The 20,498-nt window shown below is 55.2% G+C and carries 19 protein-coding genes; 6 read left to right on the top strand and 13 right to left on the bottom strand.

Annotation, left to right across the window (positions count from 1 at the left end; translation table 11 throughout):
* Positions 1-7 precede the first annotated feature (7 nt).
* Positions 8-1,204: a urate hydroxylase PuuD gene (locus JF44_RS0119540; RefSeq protein WP_033070543.1), complete on the bottom strand. Its 1,197-nt coding sequence runs from the start codon at positions 1,202-1,204 to the stop codon at positions 8-10.
* 285 nt (positions 1,205-1,489) lie between these two features.
* On the opposite strand from JF44_RS0119540, the gene JF44_RS0119535 reads away from it, so the two are divergent.
* Positions 1,490-2,401, top strand: a complete 912-nt coding sequence (locus JF44_RS0119535; RefSeq protein ID WP_033070542.1) for a LysR family transcriptional regulator — start codon at positions 1,490-1,492, stop codon at positions 2,399-2,401.
* Positions 2,402-2,483: 82 nt separating this feature from the next.
* Here the strand turns inward: JF44_RS0119535 and JF44_RS0119530 are convergent, their stop codons facing one another.
* From JF44_RS0119530 to JF44_RS0119520, 3 genes are all read right to left on the bottom strand, one after another.
* Positions 2,484-3,521, bottom strand: a complete 1,038-nt coding sequence (locus JF44_RS0119530; protein ID WP_033070541.1) for a histone deacetylase family protein — start codon at positions 3,519-3,521, stop codon at positions 2,484-2,486.
* A gap of 78 nt (positions 3,522-3,599) precedes the next feature.
* On the bottom strand, positions 3,600-4,769 hold the full coding sequence (locus tag JF44_RS0119525; RefSeq protein ID WP_033070540.1) for a methyl-accepting chemotaxis protein: 1,170 nt from the start codon (positions 4,767-4,769) through the stop codon (positions 3,600-3,602).
* Positions 4,770-4,805: 36 nt separating this feature from the next.
* On the bottom strand, positions 4,806-5,339 hold the full coding sequence (locus JF44_RS0119520; RefSeq protein WP_033070745.1) for a PAS domain-containing protein: 534 nt from the start codon (positions 5,337-5,339) through the stop codon (positions 4,806-4,808).
* A 348-nt stretch (positions 5,340-5,687) separates the two neighbouring features.
* Between JF44_RS0119520 and JF44_RS0119515 the strand changes: the two genes are divergently transcribed.
* Together JF44_RS0119515 and JF44_RS0119510 are read left to right on the top strand one after the other, a co-directional pair.
* Positions 5,688-6,068: a hypothetical protein gene (locus tag JF44_RS0119515; RefSeq protein ID WP_052066060.1), complete on the top strand. Its 381-nt coding sequence runs from the start codon at positions 5,688-5,690 to the stop codon at positions 6,066-6,068.
* Positions 6,069-6,097: 29 nt separating this feature from the next.
* Positions 6,098-6,592 (top strand): hypothetical protein, encoded by a 495-nt coding sequence (locus JF44_RS0119510; protein ID WP_033070539.1) that lies wholly within the window; start codon positions 6,098-6,100, stop codon positions 6,590-6,592.
* A gap of 48 nt (positions 6,593-6,640) precedes the next feature.
* On the opposite strand, the gene JF44_RS0119505 is transcribed toward JF44_RS0119510, so the two are convergent.
* The 9 genes from JF44_RS0119505 to uraH all read right to left on the bottom strand — a co-directional run bounded on the left by JF44_RS0119505 (position 6,641) and on the right by uraH (position 17,501).
* The gene (locus JF44_RS0119505) at positions 6,641-7,723 is read right to left on the bottom strand and encodes a BMP family ABC transporter substrate-binding protein (RefSeq protein ID WP_238318517.1); all 1,083 of its coding nucleotides are present in this window, start codon (positions 7,721-7,723) and stop codon (positions 6,641-6,643) included.
* Between the two features lie 213 nt (positions 7,724-7,936).
* Entirely contained in the window at positions 7,937-8,857 is a 921-nt protein-coding gene (locus JF44_RS0119500; protein ID WP_052066059.1) for an ABC transporter permease, read from the bottom strand.
* Positions 8,857-9,936 (bottom strand): ABC transporter permease, encoded by a 1,080-nt coding sequence (locus JF44_RS0119495; protein WP_156111726.1) that lies wholly within the window; start codon positions 9,934-9,936, stop codon positions 8,857-8,859. Before JF44_RS0119495 ends, JF44_RS0119500 begins: the two co-directional genes overlap by 1 nt.
* A complete protein-coding gene (locus JF44_RS0119490) occupies positions 9,923-11,554 on the bottom strand; it encodes an ABC transporter ATP-binding protein (protein ID WP_052066057.1) in 1,632 nt (543 codons plus the stop codon). The genes JF44_RS0119495 and JF44_RS0119490 overlap by 14 nt, the downstream gene beginning before the upstream one ends.
* Positions 11,555-11,617: 63 nt before the next feature.
* Positions 11,618-12,091 carry a nucleoside deaminase gene (locus tag JF44_RS0119485; protein WP_202901538.1) on the bottom strand — a complete coding sequence of 158 codons (474 nt, stop codon included), beginning with the start codon at positions 12,089-12,091 and terminating at the stop codon, positions 11,618-11,620.
* An 87-nt stretch (positions 12,092-12,178) separates the two neighbouring features.
* Positions 12,179-13,234: a xanthine dehydrogenase accessory protein XdhC gene (xdhC, locus tag JF44_RS0119480; RefSeq protein ID WP_033070740.1), complete on the bottom strand. Its 1,056-nt coding sequence runs from the start codon at positions 13,232-13,234 to the stop codon at positions 12,179-12,181.
* A 4-nt stretch (positions 13,235-13,238) separates the two neighbouring features.
* A complete protein-coding gene (gene xdhB / locus JF44_RS0119475; RefSeq protein ID WP_033070536.1) occupies positions 13,239-15,650 on the bottom strand; it encodes a xanthine dehydrogenase molybdopterin binding subunit in 2,412 nt (803 codons plus the stop codon).
* Entirely contained in the window at positions 15,643-17,139 is a 1,497-nt protein-coding gene (gene xdhA / locus JF44_RS0119470) for a xanthine dehydrogenase small subunit (RefSeq protein ID WP_033070535.1), read from the bottom strand. The genes xdhB and xdhA overlap by 8 nt, the downstream gene beginning before the upstream one ends.
* A gap of 8 nt (positions 17,140-17,147) precedes the next feature.
* The gene (gene uraH, locus JF44_RS0119465) at positions 17,148-17,501 is read right to left on the bottom strand and encodes a hydroxyisourate hydrolase (RefSeq protein ID WP_033070534.1); all 354 of its coding nucleotides are present in this window, start codon (positions 17,499-17,501) and stop codon (positions 17,148-17,150) included.
* A 439-nt stretch (positions 17,502-17,940) separates the two neighbouring features.
* On the opposite strand from uraH, the gene puuE reads away from it, so the two are divergent.
* From puuE to alc, 3 genes are all read left to right on the top strand, one after another.
* Positions 17,941-18,855, top strand: a complete 915-nt coding sequence (gene puuE / locus JF44_RS0119460; RefSeq protein WP_033070533.1) for an allantoinase PuuE — start codon at positions 17,941-17,943, stop codon at positions 18,853-18,855.
* A gap of 24 nt (positions 18,856-18,879) precedes the next feature.
* Positions 18,880-19,407, top strand: a complete 528-nt coding sequence (uraD, locus tag JF44_RS0119455; protein WP_033070532.1) for a 2-oxo-4-hydroxy-4-carboxy-5-ureidoimidazoline decarboxylase — start codon at positions 18,880-18,882, stop codon at positions 19,405-19,407.
* A gap of 69 nt (positions 19,408-19,476) precedes the next feature.
* Positions 19,477-20,493 (top strand): allantoicase, encoded by a 1,017-nt coding sequence (alc, locus tag JF44_RS0119450; RefSeq protein WP_033070531.1) that lies wholly within the window; start codon positions 19,477-19,479, stop codon positions 20,491-20,493.
* Positions 20,494-20,498: the final 5 nt, after the last annotated feature.

Genomic DNA, 20,498 nt, shown 5'->3' with positions numbered 1-20,498 from the left:
TGGAGGCTTATTCCGGCATCCCTGCCCGGATCCACTGACCGAGCTGCGCGCGTTCTTCGTCGGTCATTTCCGTCAGATTACCAAGCGGCATGGCCCGCCCGATCACCGATTGCGCCAGAACACGCTGCGCATTGGCTTCGATCTGGGCAAGATCATCAAACATCACACCTGCCGGAGCTTCATCAAACCCCTCGTCACTTGGATTGGCCGAATGACAGGTCGAACAACGGGTCTGCACAATCGCCAAGGCATGGTCCGATGTAATGATGTCTTCTTCGGCCAGTTCCACCGCGTCTGGATCATAGGATGCGAACATCGCCAGCACCGCCATGCCCACCGCCGCAGCGGGAAGTTGCCATGCAATGGCCTTGCCCGTACCACCGGCATTGCGGGTATTAAAGAAATGGCGCACCAATCCGCCAATGATCAGGATAAGGCCAACAATCAGCCAGGATTGATCATGGGAAAACAGCATCGAATAGTGATTGCTGATCATCATCAGCAACACCGGCAGGGTCAGATAGTTGTTATGGGTTGATCGCTGTTTGGCCTGCAGCCCCAATGCGGGATCAGGCGTTTCACCGGCCATCAGGCTGGCGACGACCTTTTTCTGATTGGGGATGATGATGCGAAATACGTTGGCGGCCATGATGGTGCCGATCATCGCCCCAACATGGATAAACGCACCACGCCCGCTAAACACATGGGTAAACAGATAGCTTGCCGCCATGATCAGGATAAACAGCGCTATCGCCAGCTTGCCGGTGCTGTTGCCAATCGGGCTTTTGCAGATGATGTCATAGATGACCCAGCCGGCAAACAGGCTGCCAAGACCAATCAGGATCGCATCCGTCTTGGTCAGCGCCAGAACGCTTGGATCAATCAGATAACTTTCGGCACTCCAGTAATACATGGTGACCAAAAGCGCAAAGCCGGTCAGCCAGGTAAAGTACGCCTCGTATTTGAACCAGTGCAGTTCGGGTGGCATTGAGCTGGGCGCAACCATCCATTTATTGACGTGATAGAACCCGCCGCCATGAACCATCCATGCTTCGCCGTAGACGCCTTCATCCATGCCTGGGCGCTTGCGCAAGCTCAGATCCAGCCAGACAAAATAAAACGATGACCCGATCCAGGCGATGCCCGTAATCAAGTGCGCCCAGCGCAGGATCAGGTTGATCCAGTCCTGAAACAGAATATCCACGGTGCTTGAAACCTCCGTCTCGCCAAGCGCGTCCTAGCGCATTGACGGCCCCTCCTTGCTGATATCCGGACAGCGCGGGTCGCGCTGTGCCATTCCGGAATCATGCCAGTCAATCTCTTACCTTCTCCTAACATACCGCCCCTGCCGCCTCTATTATTAAGGGGCTGAACATAATCGAAATGACTTTCAAGTTATTCTTTAAAATGGCACAGTGGGCACCGTTAAATTGAATATCAAACAACAATAAACGCCAGCAATCACGTTAGTTCAGGAGCTTCCCGCGCCATGTCCGACTTTGAGGACATCCAGATTTTTGTCCGTGTTGCCGAACTTGGCAATCTGTCTGCTGCCGGGCGTGAACTGCGCCATTCCGCAGCCGTTGTGTCAAACCGGATCGCGCGCCTTGAAGAACGCCTGGGTGTGCGTTTACTCAACCGCACCACGCGCCGGGTCAATCTGACCACCGAAGGTGACGTTTACTATCGCCATTGCCTGCGCATTTTATCGGAAATGCAAGAAGCCGAAAACGCGATTGCCAATCAGAAAAACACCACACGCGGTCCGGTCACTCTGACCTGCCCGGTGGCATTCGGCAACAAATACGTCGCTCCGATCATCCCGAAATTCGTCGAACAGAACCCCGATGTGCAAGTCCGGCTGCATCTGTCTGATCGCTTGTTTGACCTTTTGCAAGACAAGGTCGATCTTGCCATCCGCATTGCCGAGCTTAAGGAAAGCTCGCTGATTGTCCGAAAGCTCGCCGCAAACAAGCGCATGCTGGTCGCAAGTCCGGCCTATCTGGAAAAGCACGGCACGCCAAAGGTTCCAGCCGACCTGTTAAACCACAATTGCCTGCTGCTGCGCTTCCCCGGATCCCAGCAATATCAATGGACATTGCAAGGTTCCGACGATGATGCACCGGTGACATTGGCAGTTGCCGGGTCCATGGATTCTGATAACAGCGAAGTCCTGACGCGCTGGTGCCTTGACGGGCACGGCATTGCACTGAAATCAAACTGGGAAATTGGCGAGTATCTTCGCGATGGCAGACTCAATGTCGTCTTACCCGATTATCAACTGCCCTCACATGCGGTCTATACGCTCTATCCGGAAAACCGGTATTTGCCGACCCGTGTGCGCGCCTTTGTTGATTTTCTGGTATCCGAATTTGGCGGCACGCCGCCGTGGGAACGCTAAACGCTAAACGTTTAACCCGATACAAAAAACCAAACGCCCCGGCAAGCTGCACGGGGCGTTTGGTTTTAAAGCATTGATTTGATCAGCTTTTCGCCTGTTCGAGATATCCCGAAAGAACCGCGGCCACGTTATGGCCGATCACGTCATGGGCATAACCGCCTTCCATGACGAACACGGTCTTAAGGCCCAGTCGGCCAATCATCTGCCCAATACGGTTAAAATCATCGGTCTGGAGTTTGAAATCACAGATCGGTTCCGCCTCATGGGCATCAACACCCAGGGCCACCACCAGCGCATCGGGCTGCCATGTCACGAGTTTCTGCATTGCCTTGGCAAAGCCCTGCCCCCACGCCCCGAAATCACTGCCGCCGGGCAGCGGAATATTCAGGTTCGCACCCTGCCCGTCATTGCGTCCGGTTTCATTGGCATAACCCATGAAAAACGGGAACTGGTGGGTCGGATCGGCATGGATCGAAATGGTCAGAACATCGCCACGTTCATAGAAAATATCCTGCGTACCATTGCCATGGTGGTAGTCGATATCAAAAATCGCGACCTTTTTGGCCCCCTTGGCAATCATCTGCTGGGCAGCAATGGCGGAATTATTCAGGAAGCAATATCCACCATATCTGTTGGCATGGGCATGATGTCCCGGTGGCCGGGTCAGCGCAAAGGATGCTTCGCCATCATTCCATGTGGCGTCCGCAGCCGAGGCAACGGTCTGCGCCCCCCAATAGGCCGCTTTCCATGTGCCTTGCGTGATCGGCGTGTCTGATGAAATGGCAAACTGTCCCAAGCGGGCGCTGATATGTTCAGGCTTGCCACCGGAAAAACCGGCCGTCGGCCAGACATAGGGGAAAGCATCCCCGGTATTGCCCGCCTTGGTCCAATGCGCCCAGGCATTTTCGATGAAATCCAAATAGTCCGGATCATGGATCGCCCGGATCGGCTCCATACCATGATCGGCGGGATCCACCAGTTGGGCCTTGACCGCATGGGCCACTGCATCGCGAATGATCGGAATGCGGCGCGCATTTTCGAAGCACGGCACCATTTTTCCGTGATGGATTTCCCCCGCGCCATCATGGGCATCGTGACGGGAATTAAAGAAAACACGCATGGCACCGTTCCCCGGTTTCAAAACAAAGGCAGGGCACGATCATAGCGCCCTGCCCACATGGTTGCACCGAGAAAGCGACTATTTCTTGGCAGTATAAAGCAGCTTCTCAATGGTATCGAGGAACCCGCCCAACTGATTGCGCAGGTTTTCGGACTGATCGGCCAGTCGTCCGGCCATGTCACGTGTGGTGTCGGCCGCGTCGCCAGTGCGTCCGGCCATGTCGGAAACCACGGTGATGTTATCGGTCACTTCCTGCGCACCGTTGGATGCCTGTTCGACGTTCTGGGTGATGTTTGATGACAGGCTGGCCTGGGTTTCAACATTGCCCGAAATCGTGTCCGAACGTGCGGCAAGATCATCAATCACACCGGCAATCTCGCGGATTGAGCCAACTGATTGTTCAATCGCTGTCTGGATGTCCTGAACTTTTTCTTCGATGCTTTCGGTCGCCTTGCTGGTCTGATTGGCAAGGCCTTTGACCTCGTTGGCAACCACAGCAAAGCCTTTGCCTGCTTCGCCTGCGCGCGCGGCCTCGATCGTCGCGTTCAGCGCCAGAAGATTGGTCTGGGCGGCAATATCGCGAATGAAGCTGACCACTTCGACAATCTCGCCAGCTGCGGCTTCAAGCTGCCCAATACGGCCATCGGTTTCCTGGGCAAGCCCGTTGGCGCGATTGGCAATTTCAACCGACTCACGCGCCTGATCGGATACGGCACGGATCGACTGGTTCAGTTCCTCAGACGCTGCTGAAACCTCCGACACGTTGCTGGCCGTCTGACGGGCGGCTGCGGCAACATTGGTTGAACGCGAACTGGTTTCATGGGCGATGGTGTTGGCCTCGCCCGATGCATCGGCAAGTGCAGAGGCCGCATTGGCGATTTCATCAACCGCCTCGAACGATCCGCTTTTGAATTCATCAAGGATGTCGGCAAACCCTGAAAGCTTTTGCTCGATCGACGCCGTTGCAGCATTGATCCGCTTGGCCGAGGACAGATATTCCCCAACCAGTCCGGTTTCCACAATGCGGCGGTAATAACGGTTTTCCGAAACGGCCCCCATTGACGCAGCACTTTCGCGCAGGAACGCATCGTTGCGATCAATCAGCCGGTTGATCGCGATATACAGCTCACGCATATGCGGGTGACTGTCGACATTGGTAATGCGGGCTTCGTAATCCCCCTCGGCTGCGGCCAGAACCACATCGAGTGCCTTCTTGATACCTGACTTGGACCCACCAAATAGCGCCATTGCGAACCTCGAACCTTCGATTTGGGACCAGAACCCTTACAGGCCCTGGATGAATTTGTCGTATGCCACACCGGCATCGGAGAGCTTTCTGGCAAGGGCGTCAGATGCGGCCTGCATCCCGTCCTTGCGATTTTGTGTGCTTTCCTCGATCTCGCGGAGTTCCGCATAGAGAGGAATGATCTTGTTTTTTAGAATTTCCGGATCGGCCACGCGACGATTGGAATGATATCCAATGACATTGTGCTGGGCATCAAAGGTCGGCGTTACATGCGCATAGACCCAATAATGGTCGCCGTTTTTGCCCATATTGATCACATAGGCAAAAATCTCTTTGCCCGCCGAAATATGATCCCACAGCAATTTGAAAACACACCGCGGCATATCAGGATGGCGGATCATCGAATGTGGCTGACCAAGCACTTCCTTTTCCGAATAATCCGAAAGACGCAGGAACACCTCATTGGCATAGGTAATACGACCCTTGAGGTCGGTCTTGCTGACGATCAGCTCCTCTGGCTTGAAGAGCCGCTCTTTGCCCGACGGCTGGATGCCTGAACGCTTTTCACTCACCTTGATACCCCGTTTATTCTGTTCCTGCCGTGCAGTAACACCATGCCGGCCGATTAAAGAACTCAACTATCATGTAACAAAAGTCCTGCGAAGAAAAAATGTAAATTTTACATGCGCTTCGCCGTGAAATAATGCCGATTTACTTAAGAAGAATTCTAAGAAAATACTGAAACATCTGAACGCAGATGAGACACCACCCGCGATACTTCCTGCCCTGTTGGCCGTTTGCGCACACGACTTGATCATTTAGACTCTCGCATCGGTAGAGTCGGTTAAACCGCGACAAACGTCCTTGAATGTGAATACGCTCATGCGACAGGATACATACATCCAAAGGAAGGGCCGACAATGCAAGACTTGCAGAAGTTTCCATATCGCGTGGTTATTCACGAAAAACATGCTGCCCAGCCGGTATTGGATTGGCTCGATCAAAATGTGCGCAGCACCCTATGGACCATGGGCATTCGCAACATCGAACTGCCACGCTCCGATCAGTCCGCTCCGTTTGTCGATATGGTGATCTATTTCGCCCGGCGTGATGACATGGACCTGTTTCGCGAACGCTGGGCTGGCAAAGCCCGCGAACATAAGGTCAAGCTGCGTGGCTGGCGAGCGGCCCTCTATGCGCTGCGCCATCCCAAGGTCGAGATGGTGGCATACAAACAAGAACCTGCCCCCAAGCCAAATAGCCTTCATCGAAAAGAAAGAGATGGAAAGGGACCTCTGTGAAGTTGAGTCTGAGGTCCCTGAGATTCTGCATGGGCGCCGGACTTGGAACGTCGATAGTTTTTGCCCTAATCGACTTTTCCATGGGAGTTCGCTTTATGGGGGATACTGGGTGGTGCCTTCATCTGCTTCTGGCAGCTTACAATATTGGAATCACATTCACCCACTTTATCGCGACGATGCAGGTTCCTAGTGTACGTGACGCACGATTGTCCGTTGGAAAAGGTATGGCGACAGCCCGAACACAGAACCTCCGAGAAACAATACTGCGTACATTGGATCGTAAATACGCTTATATCAGGATTCCGGATCGTGGCGCGGCATTTGCTGGTATCCTGTTGTCGCTTTTCTTTACAAAAGTCACTGTACTTGACCACCCGGACTCACGACCGTTCCTTCAACTGTTTGCATATGTATTTGGTTACGAATTAGGTGTCATTGCCTTCTTGACCCCTTGGCTATTCAAACCAAGTTGCGCACTGGTCAATCGTGTCGTCGAAATCAAAAAAAAGCCCCGCGCAGGTTAATGCGCGGGGCTGTGTCACAAGCCGATCCGACCGGACCGGAAAGCTGACTTATTTCGGCAGTTCAGCATCAATGCCCTGGACGTACCAATTCATTCCCAGAAGCATGCCGTCATCAGCAACTTCGCCTTCTGCTACGCGCAGTTCGCCAGCCTGGTCATAGATCGGGCCGGTGAACGGGTGGAATTCACCCGAAGAAATCTTGGCAGCGGTTTCTGCTGCCAGTGCTTTCACGTCGTCTGGCATGTTGGTGTACGGTGCCATTTCGACCATACCGGTATTGATGCCACCCCAGGTGTCCTGCGACTCCCAGGTACCATCAACAACAGCCTTGGCACGCGCGACATAGTAGCTGTCCCAGTTATCAATGATCGCGGTCAACTGTGCTTTCGGCGCGAACTTGATCATGTCAGAAGCCTGACCGAAACCAAGAACACCGCGGTTTTCAGCAACCTGAAGCGGTGCCGGGCTGTCGGTGTGCTGAACCATGATGTCTGCACCCTGGTCAATCAGGGCCTTGGCCGCGTCGCCTTCCTTGCCCGGATCATACCAGGTGTTGGCCCAAACGATTTTGACTTCGACGTCCGGGTTAACCGACCATGCACCCATCATGAAGGAGTTGATGCCACGAACAACTTCCGGAATCGGGAAGGAACCGACATAGCCAACAACGTTCGACTTGGTCATTTTACCGGCGATCACACCAGCAACATAACGACCTTCATAGAAACGGGCAGCGTAGGTCGAGACGTTGTCTTCGCGCTTATGCCCAGTTGCATGTTCGAACTTCACGTTCGGGAACTGTTTGGCAACCTTGACCGTAGGATTCATGTAGCCGTAAGAGGTGGTGAAGATCAGGTTATGGCCAGTCTGGGCCAGCTGACGAATCACGCGCTCCGCATCGGCACCCTCAGGTACGCTTTCAACGAAACTGGTGGTCGCCGAATCACCGAGTTCGGCTTCAATCGCCTGACGGCCGATGTCATGACGATAGGACCAGCCGTGGTCACCAATCGGGCCGACATAGACGAAACCGACTTTAACGTCTTCGGCCTGGGCGGCACCCATGCCGGTTGCGAGGGCACCCACAGCCGCGACTGCGGCAAGTGTGCGCTTCACGAAGCTTGCATTCATAGTGTTAGTCTCCCTGTTAGACACTCAATCAGGATTTATTACGTAATTCCTGATCGCAATCAATGACGCGTTCCTGCGCACACCAAAACTCAGACAAACCGGCCCGTCAAAGTCATCGCCCGGCTTGTGTGAGGTTTGGCAAGCACAGTCTTCCTCCCGATGGGCCGGAACATCATTGGGTGTGTTCCGGTCCCACATGCAAGGCCGCCAACCCTATTGGGCGGCCCTGAACGCCTGCCCGATACAGGCCGGCGCATTCAATCTGATTTTCGCACGGTCACTGGAAATAATCACCAGAACAATCACCGTCGCCAGATACGGCAGCATCGACATGAACTGACTTGGCACATGAATGCCCGCCCCCTGCGCATGCAACTGCATGACAGAAATCAGGCCAAACATATAGGCACCCGCCACCAAACGCCCCGGACGCCACGTGGCAAACACCACCAGCGCAAGCGCGATCCAGCCACGACCAGCGGTCATGTTTTCCGCCCACATCGGCGTATAGGACAACGAAAGATACGCACCACCAAGGCCCGCCATCGCCCCGCCAAACATGGTCGCAAGATAACGGATCTTGATCACGGAATAGCCAATCGCATGGGCCGAATGATGGGAATCCCCAACCGCCTTAAGCACAAGCCCCGCCCGTGAACGGGCCAGAAACCAACCCACCCCGATCACAGCGACGATCGAAAGATACACCAGAAAATCCTGCCCAAACAGGATCGGGCCAATGATGGGAATGGCACTGATCCCCGGAATCGAAAGTCCCGGCAGCGGATCAATGGCAAAACCAACAAAGCCAGACCCGACAAGGGCCGAGAACCCGACCCCGAAAATGGTCAGTGCAAGCCCCGTCGCCACCTGATTGGCCATCAGTGTCAGGGTCAAAAAGGCAAAGATCAGCGACATCAGGGTCCCGGCAATCACAGCTGCGATAATGCCAAGTCCGGCCGATCCGCTTGATGCGGTCACGGCAAATCCTGCAATCGCCCCCACCAGCATCATGCCTTCAACACCAAGGTTCAACACGCCCGATTTCTCGGTCACCAGTTCCCCGGTTGCAGCAAGCAAAAGCGGGGTCGATGCGGTAATAACCGTCAGAAAGAAAGGAACGATCCATTCCATTATGCGGTTCTCCCTTTTGCCGCGATTGAACCGAAACGAACACGGTATTTGGTCAAAACGTCACAGGCCAGCAGGAAGAACAGCAAGATCCCCTGAAACAGCCCGGTCACCGCATTGGGCAGCCCCAGCGTAATCTGGGCCAATTCACCCCCCAGATAGGTCAGCGCCATGATCAGACCACCAAACAAAATCCCCACCGGATGCAAACGGCCCAAAAAGGCAACAATAATCGCGGTAAAGCCATAGCCCGGTGAAATGGATGGCTGTAGCTGACCAATCGGACCGGCCACCTCGAACAATCCGGCAAGACCGGCAAGACCACCACTTAGCAGCAGGGTAAACCAGATCATGCGTTTTTGACGGAAACCAACGTGGCGGGCCGCCTGCGGGGCCTTGCCAACCACACGCAACTGGAAACCGATCACTGATTTTGACAGCAACAACCAACCGGCAATCACCACCAGAACCGCAACGGCAGTACCAAGATGAACACGCGTGCCATCATAAATCACCGGCAGCAGGCCCGCATCCGGGAACGGACGTGATTCCGGGAAGTTAAATCCTTCCGGGTTACGCCACGGACCATGCACAAGGAAGCTCAGGAACAGCGTTGCAACATAGGTCAGCATCAGGCTGGTCAGAATTTCATTGGCATTGAACCGTGTGCGCAGCAATGCGGGAATTGCGCCCCAGAACGCGCCCCCCAGCGCGCCCAGCACAAACATGGCCGGCAGCAAAAACACGCTTTCGCTGTCATAGAAATACAGCGCAAGCCCCCCGCCGAAAATCGCCCCCATGGTCAACTGGCCTTCGGCCCCGATGTTCCAGACATTGGCCCGGAACCCCATGGCAAGACCGACTGCAATAATGACAAGCGGGGTTGCCTTCACAAACAGCTCGGACAGGCCATAGCTGTTATTGATCGGCAGAATGAAGAACGTATAAAGCGCATCAAGCGGGTTCTTGCCCATAAAGGCAAAAATGATCCCGCCGACAACAAGCGTCATAAGGATTGCCAGAACCGGCGACAGATAAACCATCGACTGGGAATGCTGGCGACGGGGTTCAAGCCTGACCAACGCGACCTCCTTCAACTTCCAGGTTGTTCGCCGGGGTCACGTCACCTTCAAGATCATGAAGCCCCCCCATCAACAGACCAATTTCTTCAATGCTGACATCGGCCATCGGACGCGGCTTGGACATTTTGCCCTCTGCCATCACGACAACAGAATCACAGATGGCAAAAATCTCGTCCAAGTCCTGTGAAATCACCAGAACCGCCGTGCCCTTGGCCGCCAGATCCAGCAACGCCTGATGAATGGCACTCGCCGCACCGGCATCAACCCCCCAGGTCGGTTGGGAAATCACCAGAACTCCCGGGTCCTGAAGGATTTCACGCCCAACGATAAATTTCTGAAGGTTCCCGCCCGAAAGCGATCCGGCCTCGGCCCCCGTCCCCGTGGTTCGGACGTCAAATGTCTTGATGATGTTATCGGCAAAGGATTTGGTCGGCATTTCGCGGATCAGGCCCTTGGCCGACAGCGCCATGCGCCGAAAAGCGGTCAAAAACCCGTTTTCCGACAGGCTCATATCGGGCACCGCCCCGTGACCATTGCGTTCTTCGGGAACGAATGTCGCCCCCAAACGACGACGACGGCGCGGGCCGAAATGCGCCACCGACTTGCCATCGATCTTGATGGTATCGGGGGCGGCTTCCTGTTCGGTTTCCCCGGCAAGGGCACGGAACAATTCGTTCTGACCGTTGCCTGCAACCCCGGCAACACCCATGATTTCACCGCCTCGGACCTCAAGATTGATGTCCTTAAGGTGTGTGCCAAACTGCTCGTCACTCAAAAGCGACAGGTTCGAAACATCCAGTCGCACATCACCAAACGTGCGCGACTCCCCCCGATCCGGGGCGGTCAGTTTCTGGCCGATCATCATTTCGGCCATGGACTTCGCAGTTTCTTCGCGTGGGTCACAGCCACCAACAACCTTGCCACCGCGCAGCACGGTTGCTTTTTGGCACAGGGCTTTTACTTCGTGAAGCTTGTGGCTGATATACAGGATCGCACAGCCTTCATCGGCCAGACGCCGCAGCGTTTCAAACAGCTTTTCAACTTCCTGCGGTGTTAAAACCGAGGTCGGCTCATCAAGGATCAGCAGTTTGGGGTTTTGCAGCAGGCAGCGCACGATTTCGATGCGTTGGCGTTCACCCACCGACAGGGTGTAAACATGGCGATCCGGATCAAGCGGCAGGCCATAGGTTTTTTCAACCTCTTCGACCTGCTTGCGCAGCGCATCCATGTCGCGCACGTCATTCATCGCAAGTGCAATGTTTTCCAGAACCGTCATGGTTTCAAACAGCGAGAAATGCTGGAACACCAGACCGATCCCCATTTCGCGCGCATCATGCGGGCTTTGGATCGTCACCGGTGCACCTTCCCAGATCAGTTCGCCCTGATCGGCCTGCAACACACCATAGATGATTTTCACAAGCGTACTTTTGCCCGCACCATTTTCGCCAAGCAGCGCATGGATTTCACCAGGCTCAATACGGAAACTGATATCGTCGTTGGCCAGACAGCCCGGAAAGGCCTTGGTCACACCGCGCACCTCAAGCTGCGCAGGCCCCGCCCCCTTTATCGCTTCTGTCCCGGCATCACCGGTCGTTGACGTCACTGTTGCCACCCCCATTTAGCGATCTGATTTGTAACGCTCTCGCGGTTTTACCGCAGAACGCGCTGCAATCAAACGGTCTCAATATGCGATCTTGTCACTTTTGGCATCCCAAGCGGCGAATACTTCGCGTGCTTCGGGCAAATCGACATGAACAATTGGCAAGGAACGATCATCAATCGGCTTTGCCACCTCATCATACAGGAACTGATCATCAAAACCGATGGCAGCAGCATCATCGCGGCCATTGGCATAATAAATCTTGTCCAGACGGGCCCAATAGATCGCCGAAAGGCACATCGGGCAGGGTTCGCAACTGGTGTAGATTTCACACCCCGACAGATTAAACGTCCCAAGCTTTTCACAGGCCGCACGAATGGCGCTGACCTCTGCATGGGCGGTCGGGTCGTTATTGGATGTGACGTTGTTCCATCCTTCAGCAATCACTTCGCCATTGCGAACAATGATCGCCCCGAACGGACCACCGCATCCCTCATCCATTTTTTGCCGCGACAAATCCACGGCATGGCGCATATGGCCTTTGGCGTCACACACTGCCAAATCTCCTTTACGAAGCCCCTGATTGGGCCGTCATTTCGCGGCCCTTTATCACTAAAAACACCTTCAATGAAGGTTTTATAATCAGCCAATCCCGTCTGATGCGGATTTGATCGGCTGACTTTGTGTCCTCTGTGCTTCGCGCACCGACAACACCTGCGCGGCAACGGATGCCGCAATAACAACCGGCTGTTTGCCGGTAATCCCTTGAATTCCAATCGGACAGGTCAACCGCCCGATCTCGGACGGGTTCAACCCCCGGTCTTTAAGCCGTCGGACAAAGCGTGCACGCTTGGTTTGGCTACCGATCATGCCAATAAAACCAAGATCACCCCGCATCAAAGCCGCCCGGCAGATGTCAAAATCAAGCGCATGGTTATGCGTCAGAATCAAAACATGCGCCCCTGACGGGATATCGGCGACCTCTTCTTCAGGCTTATCACTTTGATAAATATGGAATTTTTCACGTTCTGACAGACCCAGATATTCTTCACGCGAATCGACCAAATGCACATCAAACGGCAAGGGCGCCAATGCCTGAACCACCGCCTGACCAACATGACCTGCACCAAAAATCCAGATCGGCGTCAGCGCCTCGTCAAGGCGCAGACACAGTGTTTCCACGCCATTCAGCGACACAATACCGCCACGCGCCGTGCCAAAACCTGACGCCAGCATAGCTGCCTGCGCGCTATCGGCCTGCGCAATCAGTTGTGCTGAATTGCCTTGGCTTTGCGGCCCAATTGGCAGCATCACCCAACGGCCTGCCTCGGACACCGGCTGATCAAGGATGGACGTCAGCGCCCCGGACAGTTCCGCTTTTTGGTCATCTGTCAGCAGATGAAACCCAACCTCGACCGACCCGCCGCAACATTGACCAAGCCCCGGCCCCAGCGGGAAACGTTTCACCGCTGCGCGGTCAATTTCCGACGGGCCATCTGCAAAGGCGTCACGCACCTGTCGCGTCACCTGATGTTCCAGATTGCCACCCCCAACCGTGCCTGCGGTTCGGGTTGGCGTGATCAGCATAAACGCCCCGACTTCACGCGGGGTCGACCCTTTGATCGCCGCAACCGATACCAGCATCACCGGATCGGGTGCTGACAGCAGTTCAATATGATCATGCAGGGTCAATGACATGGTTTTATTCCCCTGCCATCGCATTGGACGCACGGGTTTGGTCCGCATGGCTATTTTCGATCATGCGTTTGGCAACATCGGCAACAGAATGCAAAACGGCTTCTGGCGTTGCTGGCGTATCAAGGTTCGGAATGACCTTGTACCCGCCAACCGATGCCACCGCATCGGCAATGGCACGATGGACTGAAATCGCCAGCATCAAGGGCGGTTCCCCCACCGCCTTGGACCGATGAATGGTTTTTTCTGCATTACGGCCCGATGACCAAAGCTCAAGCCGGAAATCATCCGGGCGATCCGAACAGGCGGGGATTTTATAGGTCGACGGCGCATGGGTGCGCAGACTGCCTTTGTCATCCCACCAGAGTTCCTCGGACGTCAGCCAGCCCATCCCCTGAATGAAACCACCTTCTATCTGGCCAAGGTCAATCGCCGGGTTCAACGACCGACCGACATCATGAATGATATCAACCCGTGTCACCTTGTATTCCCCGGTCAATGTGTCGATCAAAACTTCCGAACACGCCATGCCATAGGCAAAGTAATAGAACGGCCGTCCCGATGCGCTTTCGCGGTCGTAATGGATTTTCGGCGTCGCGTAATAGCCAGTCGCGGACAACGACACACGCGCCAGATAGGCCTGCTTGATCAGATCGGCAAACGCGAGCTCTTCCTTGTCACCGACAATGACCTTGCCCGGTACAAACCGCACGGCACTTTCCGCAACACCGTATTTCTCGGCGACAAATTCGATCAGGCGGTTCTTGATGGTCATCGCCGCATCGCGCGCGGCCATGCCGTTCATGTCCGCCCCGCTGGATGCCGCGGTTGCCGATGTGTTGGGCACCTTGCCGGTATTGGTCGGCGTGATCTTGATCTGATCCAGATCGATCTGGAATTCCTCGGCCACGACCTGGGCGACCTTGATAAACAGGCCCTGCCCCATTTCCGTCCCGCCATGGTTCAGATGCACCGAGCCATCCTGATAGACATGGATCAGCGCACCCGCCTGATTAAGGAACGTGGTGGTAAAGGAAATCCCGAACTTCACCGGGGTCAGCGACAGCCCCTTTTTCAAAACCGGGCTTTCGGCATTAAACGCGGTGATCTCTTCGCGGCGCTTGCGATAATCGCTGGCTTTGACGATATCGTTGGTCAGTTCCGGCAAAACGTTATCTTCGACCACCATATGGTACGGTGTCGTATTGCGGTCCTTGCTGCCATAATAGTTGGCAATCCGCACATCCAACGGATCACGGCCAACCGTCATCGCAATTTCATCAATAATCCGCTCAATTGCGACCATCCCTTGCGGTCCGCCAAAGCCCCGGAAAGCTGTGTTGGACACAAGGTTGGTCTTGCAGCGATAGGACCTGATTTCGACATCGCCAAGGTAATAGGCATTGTCGGTATGGAACATCGCTCGGTCGGCAATCGCCGCCGACAAATCAGCCGAAAAACCGCAATTGGCGGCATATTGGATATCCAGCCCGCAAATCCGCCCGTCATCATCAAAGCCGACATCGTAATCAACAATGAAATCATGACGCTTGCCGGTCATGACCATGTCGTCATCCCGATCAAGCCGGAACTTGGCCGGACGTCCTGTTTTGGTCGCAACGATGGCGGCCAGTGCCGCCCATTGCATGGCCTGTGTTTCCTTGCCGCCGAACCCGCCGCCCATGCGGCGCACCTCGACCGTCACCGCATTGGCCGGACGACCAAGGACATTGGCAATATTGTGCTGCACCTCGGACGGATGCTGGGTGGAGCAATGCAGCAAAACATCGCCATCCTCGCCCGGAATGGCAAAGCTGATATGGCCTTCAAGGTAGAAATGATCCTGCCCGCCAATATCCATCCGACCAGTTTGGCGATGCTTGGCACGCGAAAGCGCCGATTTGGCATCGCCCTGCTTCATCACATGCGGGGGTGCTACGAAAAGCTGCTTTTCAAGTGCCTCGGCCACATCCAGAACGGCAGGCAGTTCTTCATACTCAATCTCGGCCAGTTTTGCGGCCGCACGCGCCTGCGCACGGGTTTCGGCCGCCACACAAAAGACCGGCTGACCATAAAACTGCACGATGCCATCGGGCAAAACCGGCTCGTCATGGGTATGGGCTGGCGAAACGTCATTCACACTGGGGATGTCATCGGCCGTCAGAACACACACCACACCGGGTGCCGAACGCACCTTTGACAGGTCCAGTTTGGTGATCTTGCCATGCGCAATGCTTGATGCACCCGGTGCCAGATGAAGCGTGCCAAACGGTTCATTGATGTCATCAATATAAACAGCTTCACCCGCCACATGTTTCGGACCGCTATCATGTTTGGAGCTTGACCGTACCCCACCGCTTAGGCCCGCGGTCGGTGCAATCACCTCGTCATTATCGGCTTTTAAAACCTGATCAGACATGGGCGGCCTCCTTGCCAACAAGGCGGGTGGCAACGTCGGGCGCACTGGTTTCGATAAACAGCTTGGTCAACAGGTTTTGCGCCACCAACATGCGATATTCCTTGGAGGCACGCATATCGCTCATCGGCTCAAATTCGTTGGCCAGTGCCACTTGTGCGGCATTAAGGTTGGCTTCATTCCAATCCTTGCCAATCAAAGCTGCTTCGCATTTTTTGGCCCGCATCGGCGTTCCTGCCATACCACCAAACGCCGCGCGGAATTCCGAAACCTTGCCCGAATCGTCGACCTTGATCGCAAAGGCCGCCAAGACAGCCGTGATATCCTGGTCAAACCGTTTGGAGATTTTATAAGCCTTGAACACCAGCCCATTTTTGGTTTTGGGCACAATCACGCTTTCAACAAACTCGCCCGCAACCCGGTCCTGCTTGCCATAGGTGATAAAGAATTCTTCGAGCGGCACTTCACGCCGGACATCGCCCATGCGCAAAACGATCTTCGCACCCAACGCGATCAATGCTGGCGGCGTGTCACCAATCGGCGAACCGTTGGCAATATTGCCGCCCAAAGTCCCGGCATTACGGATTTGCCGTGATCCGATGCGGCGCACAAGTTCGCCAACATCACTTGCCACCCGTCCCAGCGCCTCATGCGCCCGGCTATAGGTCACACCCGCCCCGATAATCAGCGCATCTTCGGTTTCATAAACCGATTGGATATCGGCGACATCGCCAATGTAAATGATCGGATCAAGACGCTTGAGCATCTTGGTCACCCAAAGCCCGACATCCGTGCCCCCGGCCAGAACCGTCGCATCCGGGTGCGCTACCAGCAGTTCGGCAAGTTCGTCCGACGTGCGCGGCGCAAAATAACGCCCCGCCGGATGTTCAAGTGCAAGCGTGCCTTCATCCGCGACCATCGCGGTCAGTTTGGCGGCAATATCAGCCCGGCGTTTTTGCTCTGCACTGTCATTGGCGGCAACACCACCTGCCTTGCGCGCAGCCTCGATAATCGGGCCATAGCCGGTGCAGCGGCACAGGTTCCCGGCCAACGCATCATTGATCGCACCCCGGTCATCCTCGCCACCATCAAGCCACAGCTGATACAGGCTCATGACAAAACCCGGCGTGCAGAAACCGCATTGCGAACCGTGGGTGTCGACCATCGCCTGCTGCACCGGATGCAGGGTGCCATCGGTGGATTTAAGGTGCTCGACGGTCAAAAGCTGCTTGCCATCAAGGGTCGGGACAAACTGGATACAGGCATTGACCGTGCGGTACGCCATGCCGCCCTTGTCATCCGGTTCGCCTAGAACAACCGTGCAGGCGCCGCAATCCCCCTCGGCACAGCCTTCCTTGGTGCCGACCTTGCGCTCATCAAGGCGCAGATATTCAAGAACCGTCATCTGCGGATCAATATCGCGCAGGCTGCGTTCCTCGTCTCCCAGCAGGAAACGGATATCAGAACGAAGGGATCCGGTCGCACTTGCCATGTCTGACCTCAGCTGCCGCGATAGGTGGAATAGCCAAACGGCGACAGCAACAGCGGCACATGATAATGCGCCTGCCCGTCGGAAATTCCGAAGCGGATCACGACCTGATCCAGGAATTTAGGATCGGGAAGCTCGGCACCGCTGGCATCCAGATAGTCACCAGCATGGAAAACAAGCTGATACTGCCCCGGTTTGAACGAGGCGCCTTCAAGCATCGGCTTGTCGGTGCGGCCATCGGCATTGGTTACCGCCTCGGCAACCATATCATCATGGCCATTGCCAAAGCGATGCAGCTCAATGCGGATTCCAGCAGCCGGGCAGCCTTTCGCCGTATCCAGTACATGGGTGGTCAGTCGTCCCATGCCGGGCCTCCTCTCTCGTTCTCTTAATTCTATTTATATGAGCGGTCGCTTCTCCCCGTGGTCGGCATTCTGTTTGTGTTTTGTGCCGAACCAATTTTTAAGCGATTTAAAATCGTCGCATTACACCCCGTCCGGGGGAAAGAGGCGATAAAGTGAAACTATATCAACAATTCTTTGAAAAACGAATACAGCAGTTTCAGGCACTATGAACGGAAACGCAGGCGAAATGCCTTGATAGACCGCGAAAAACGTGGCTCAAATCTGATCCCGTCCAGGAACATTATCAAAACAGTCTTGATAGTGCGGCACGTCGTAGGCCTCTAACGCACAGGTTTCTTTCTTGCTGCACTGCGGCCAATGGTTAATGCTACACCAAACAGGCTCGACAACAAAGCCGGGCGTACGGGATCAATCCCACAGAATTCAGGAGAAGGTTCGCATGAACGACCAGACATATGCGCGCGATTTAATCGGTTATGGGGAAAACCCGCCCAAGGCCAACTGGCCGAACAAGGCGCGTGTCGCGGTTCAGTTCGTGTTGAATTACGAAGAAGGCGGTGAAAACTGCATCCTGCATGGCGACAAGGCCTCGGAGGCCTTCCTGTCTGAAATCATTGGGGCCGACATGCGCGAAGGTGTCCGCCATATGAGCATGGAGTCGATCTATGAATATGGTTCGCGGGTCGGTGTCTGGCGCATCCTGAACCTGTTCCGCGAACGCCAGATTCCAATCACGATCTTTGCGGTTGCCATGGCGCTTGCCCGCCACCCAAGGGTCGGCGAAGTCGCAATGAAAGACGGCCACGAGATTTGCTCGCACGGCTATCGCTGGATTGATTACCAATACATGGCCGAGGATCAGGAACGCGAACACCTGCACACGGCGATTGAAATCATCAAGGATGTGACGGGCGAACGCCCGCTTGGCTGGTACACCGGGCGCACCAGCCCCAATACCCGCCGTCTGGTGGCAGAAGAAGGTGGGTTCCTTTATGACGCCGATGATTACAGCGACGAACTTCCGTTCTGGAGCACCCAGACAGAAACGCCGCACCTGATCGTGCCCTACACCCTTGATGCCAACGACATGCGCTTTGCCGCCATGCAGGGTTTCAATTCCGGCGAACAGTATTTCCAGTATCTCAAGGACAGCTTCGACACGCTTTATGACGAAGGTGCTGAAACCCCGCGCATGATGTCGATCGGCCTGCATTGCCGTCTGGTCGGGCGTCCGGGCCGGTTCGCAGCGCTGAAGCGCTTTGTTGATTATGTCCAAAGCCATGACAATGTCTGGTTTGCCCGCCGGATTGATATTGCACGCCACTGGCGCGAACATCATCCCTTTGGCGGCTGATTAAAAAAAGAACACAAGGTCCCAATGACAGAAACCACTCAATCCCTGTTTGAAACTCGCCCGCCGAGCACCTTGGCCGAAAGCGCACTCGTGTCGCTCTATGGCTGGGTCTATGAACATTCCCCCTGGGTCGCCCATCAGCTCTATGAGCGCGGCATCGCAAAGGATCTCGACACGCCTGCGGCCTTGTCCGATGCCATGGCGGCTGTGGTCAATGGCGCGGTTGATGATGACAAACTCTCACTTTTGCGCGCCCACCCTGATCTGGCGGGCAAGCTCGCACTGGCCGATTTGACCGAGTCATCACAAAGCGAACAAAAGGGTGCCGGGCTTGATCAATGCACGCCCGAAGAACTTGCCCGCTTTACCGAGCTCAATGATCTCTATAAACAGAAGTTCGGCTTTCCGTTCATCTTTGCGGTCAAGGGATATCATCGCACCGACATCCTCGAAGCGTTCGAGCGGCGCGTAAAAAACGATCCCGAAACCGAATTCAACGAGGCGATCAATCAGGTTCACCGCATTGCCAAATTGCGCCTCGAAGCGCTGTAACACGGCATCAAAGCACGCTGACCCGATTGATCACCGAATAATAAACGACAAAATCAGGATTTTAACACCATGAGCCATCTGGAAAACACCGACGCACCGGAATTTACACGTCGATTTGTCAATCTGGCCGATGAACGTCTGGGCGCAGAGGCCATCTTTGCCACCGACGATTTCTTTGCCGACAAACAGCGTATGCTGCAAACGGCCGATGCGGTGTTTTATCCTGATCGCTATGACGATCACGGCAAATGGATGGATGGCTGGGAAAGCCGCCGCAAACGCGTCGAAGGCCATGATTACTGCGTGGTCCGTCTGGCAACATCCGGGCGTATTCATGGTGTGGATATCGACACCAGCCACTTCACCGGCAACTTCCCGCCCGCAGCCTCGCTTGAAGGCAGCTATTGCCCGGACGGCGATCCCGGCGATGACACCAAATGGGATGAAATCGTTGCCCCGATGGGCCTTGGGGCGAGTGCGCATCACTATGCCGATGTGACATCGGATGCCATTTACACCCATGTCCGCCTGCACATTTATCCTGATGGCGGTGTCGCCCGCCTGCGTGTTTACGGTCGCCCGAACCGCGACTGGACGGAAATGGCCGCCAAGGGCGAACAGGTCGATCTGGCTGCCATGATCAATGGCGGCGTGGTTGTTGACTGGTCAGATGCCCATTACGGCAATCCGAATGCCATTCTGTCACCGGGGCGCGGGGTCAATATGGGCGATGGCTGGGAAACCAGCCGCCGTCGTGAACCGGGCAATGAATGGCTGCTTGTCGAACTTGGCCATCCCGGAGAGATCGAAAAAATCATCGTCGATACCTGCCACTTCAAGGGCAACTATCCCGACCGCGTTTCCATTCAGGGTGCCTTTGTGGATGGTGAAAAGGACAAGTCGCTTCGGGCCCGCTCGATGTTCTGGTCAACCATCCTTCCCGAAAGCAAAATGCAGGCAGATCACATTCATGAATTTGACGCATCCGCGCTCACCGTCAATGGCCCGGTCACCCACCTGCGGGTGAATTCGATCCCCGATGGCGGCATCAGCCGTCTGCGCATCCTTGGCAAGCCGACAAAGTAACGGGG

The sequence above is a fragment of the Thalassospira australica genome, assembly GCF_000763295.1.
Taxonomy (GTDB): domain Bacteria; phylum Pseudomonadota; class Alphaproteobacteria; order Rhodospirillales; family Thalassospiraceae; genus Thalassospira; species Thalassospira australica.
The sequence above is the reverse complement of the archived record's forward strand: the minus strand, read 5'-3'. Positions and strand labels throughout refer to the sequence as shown.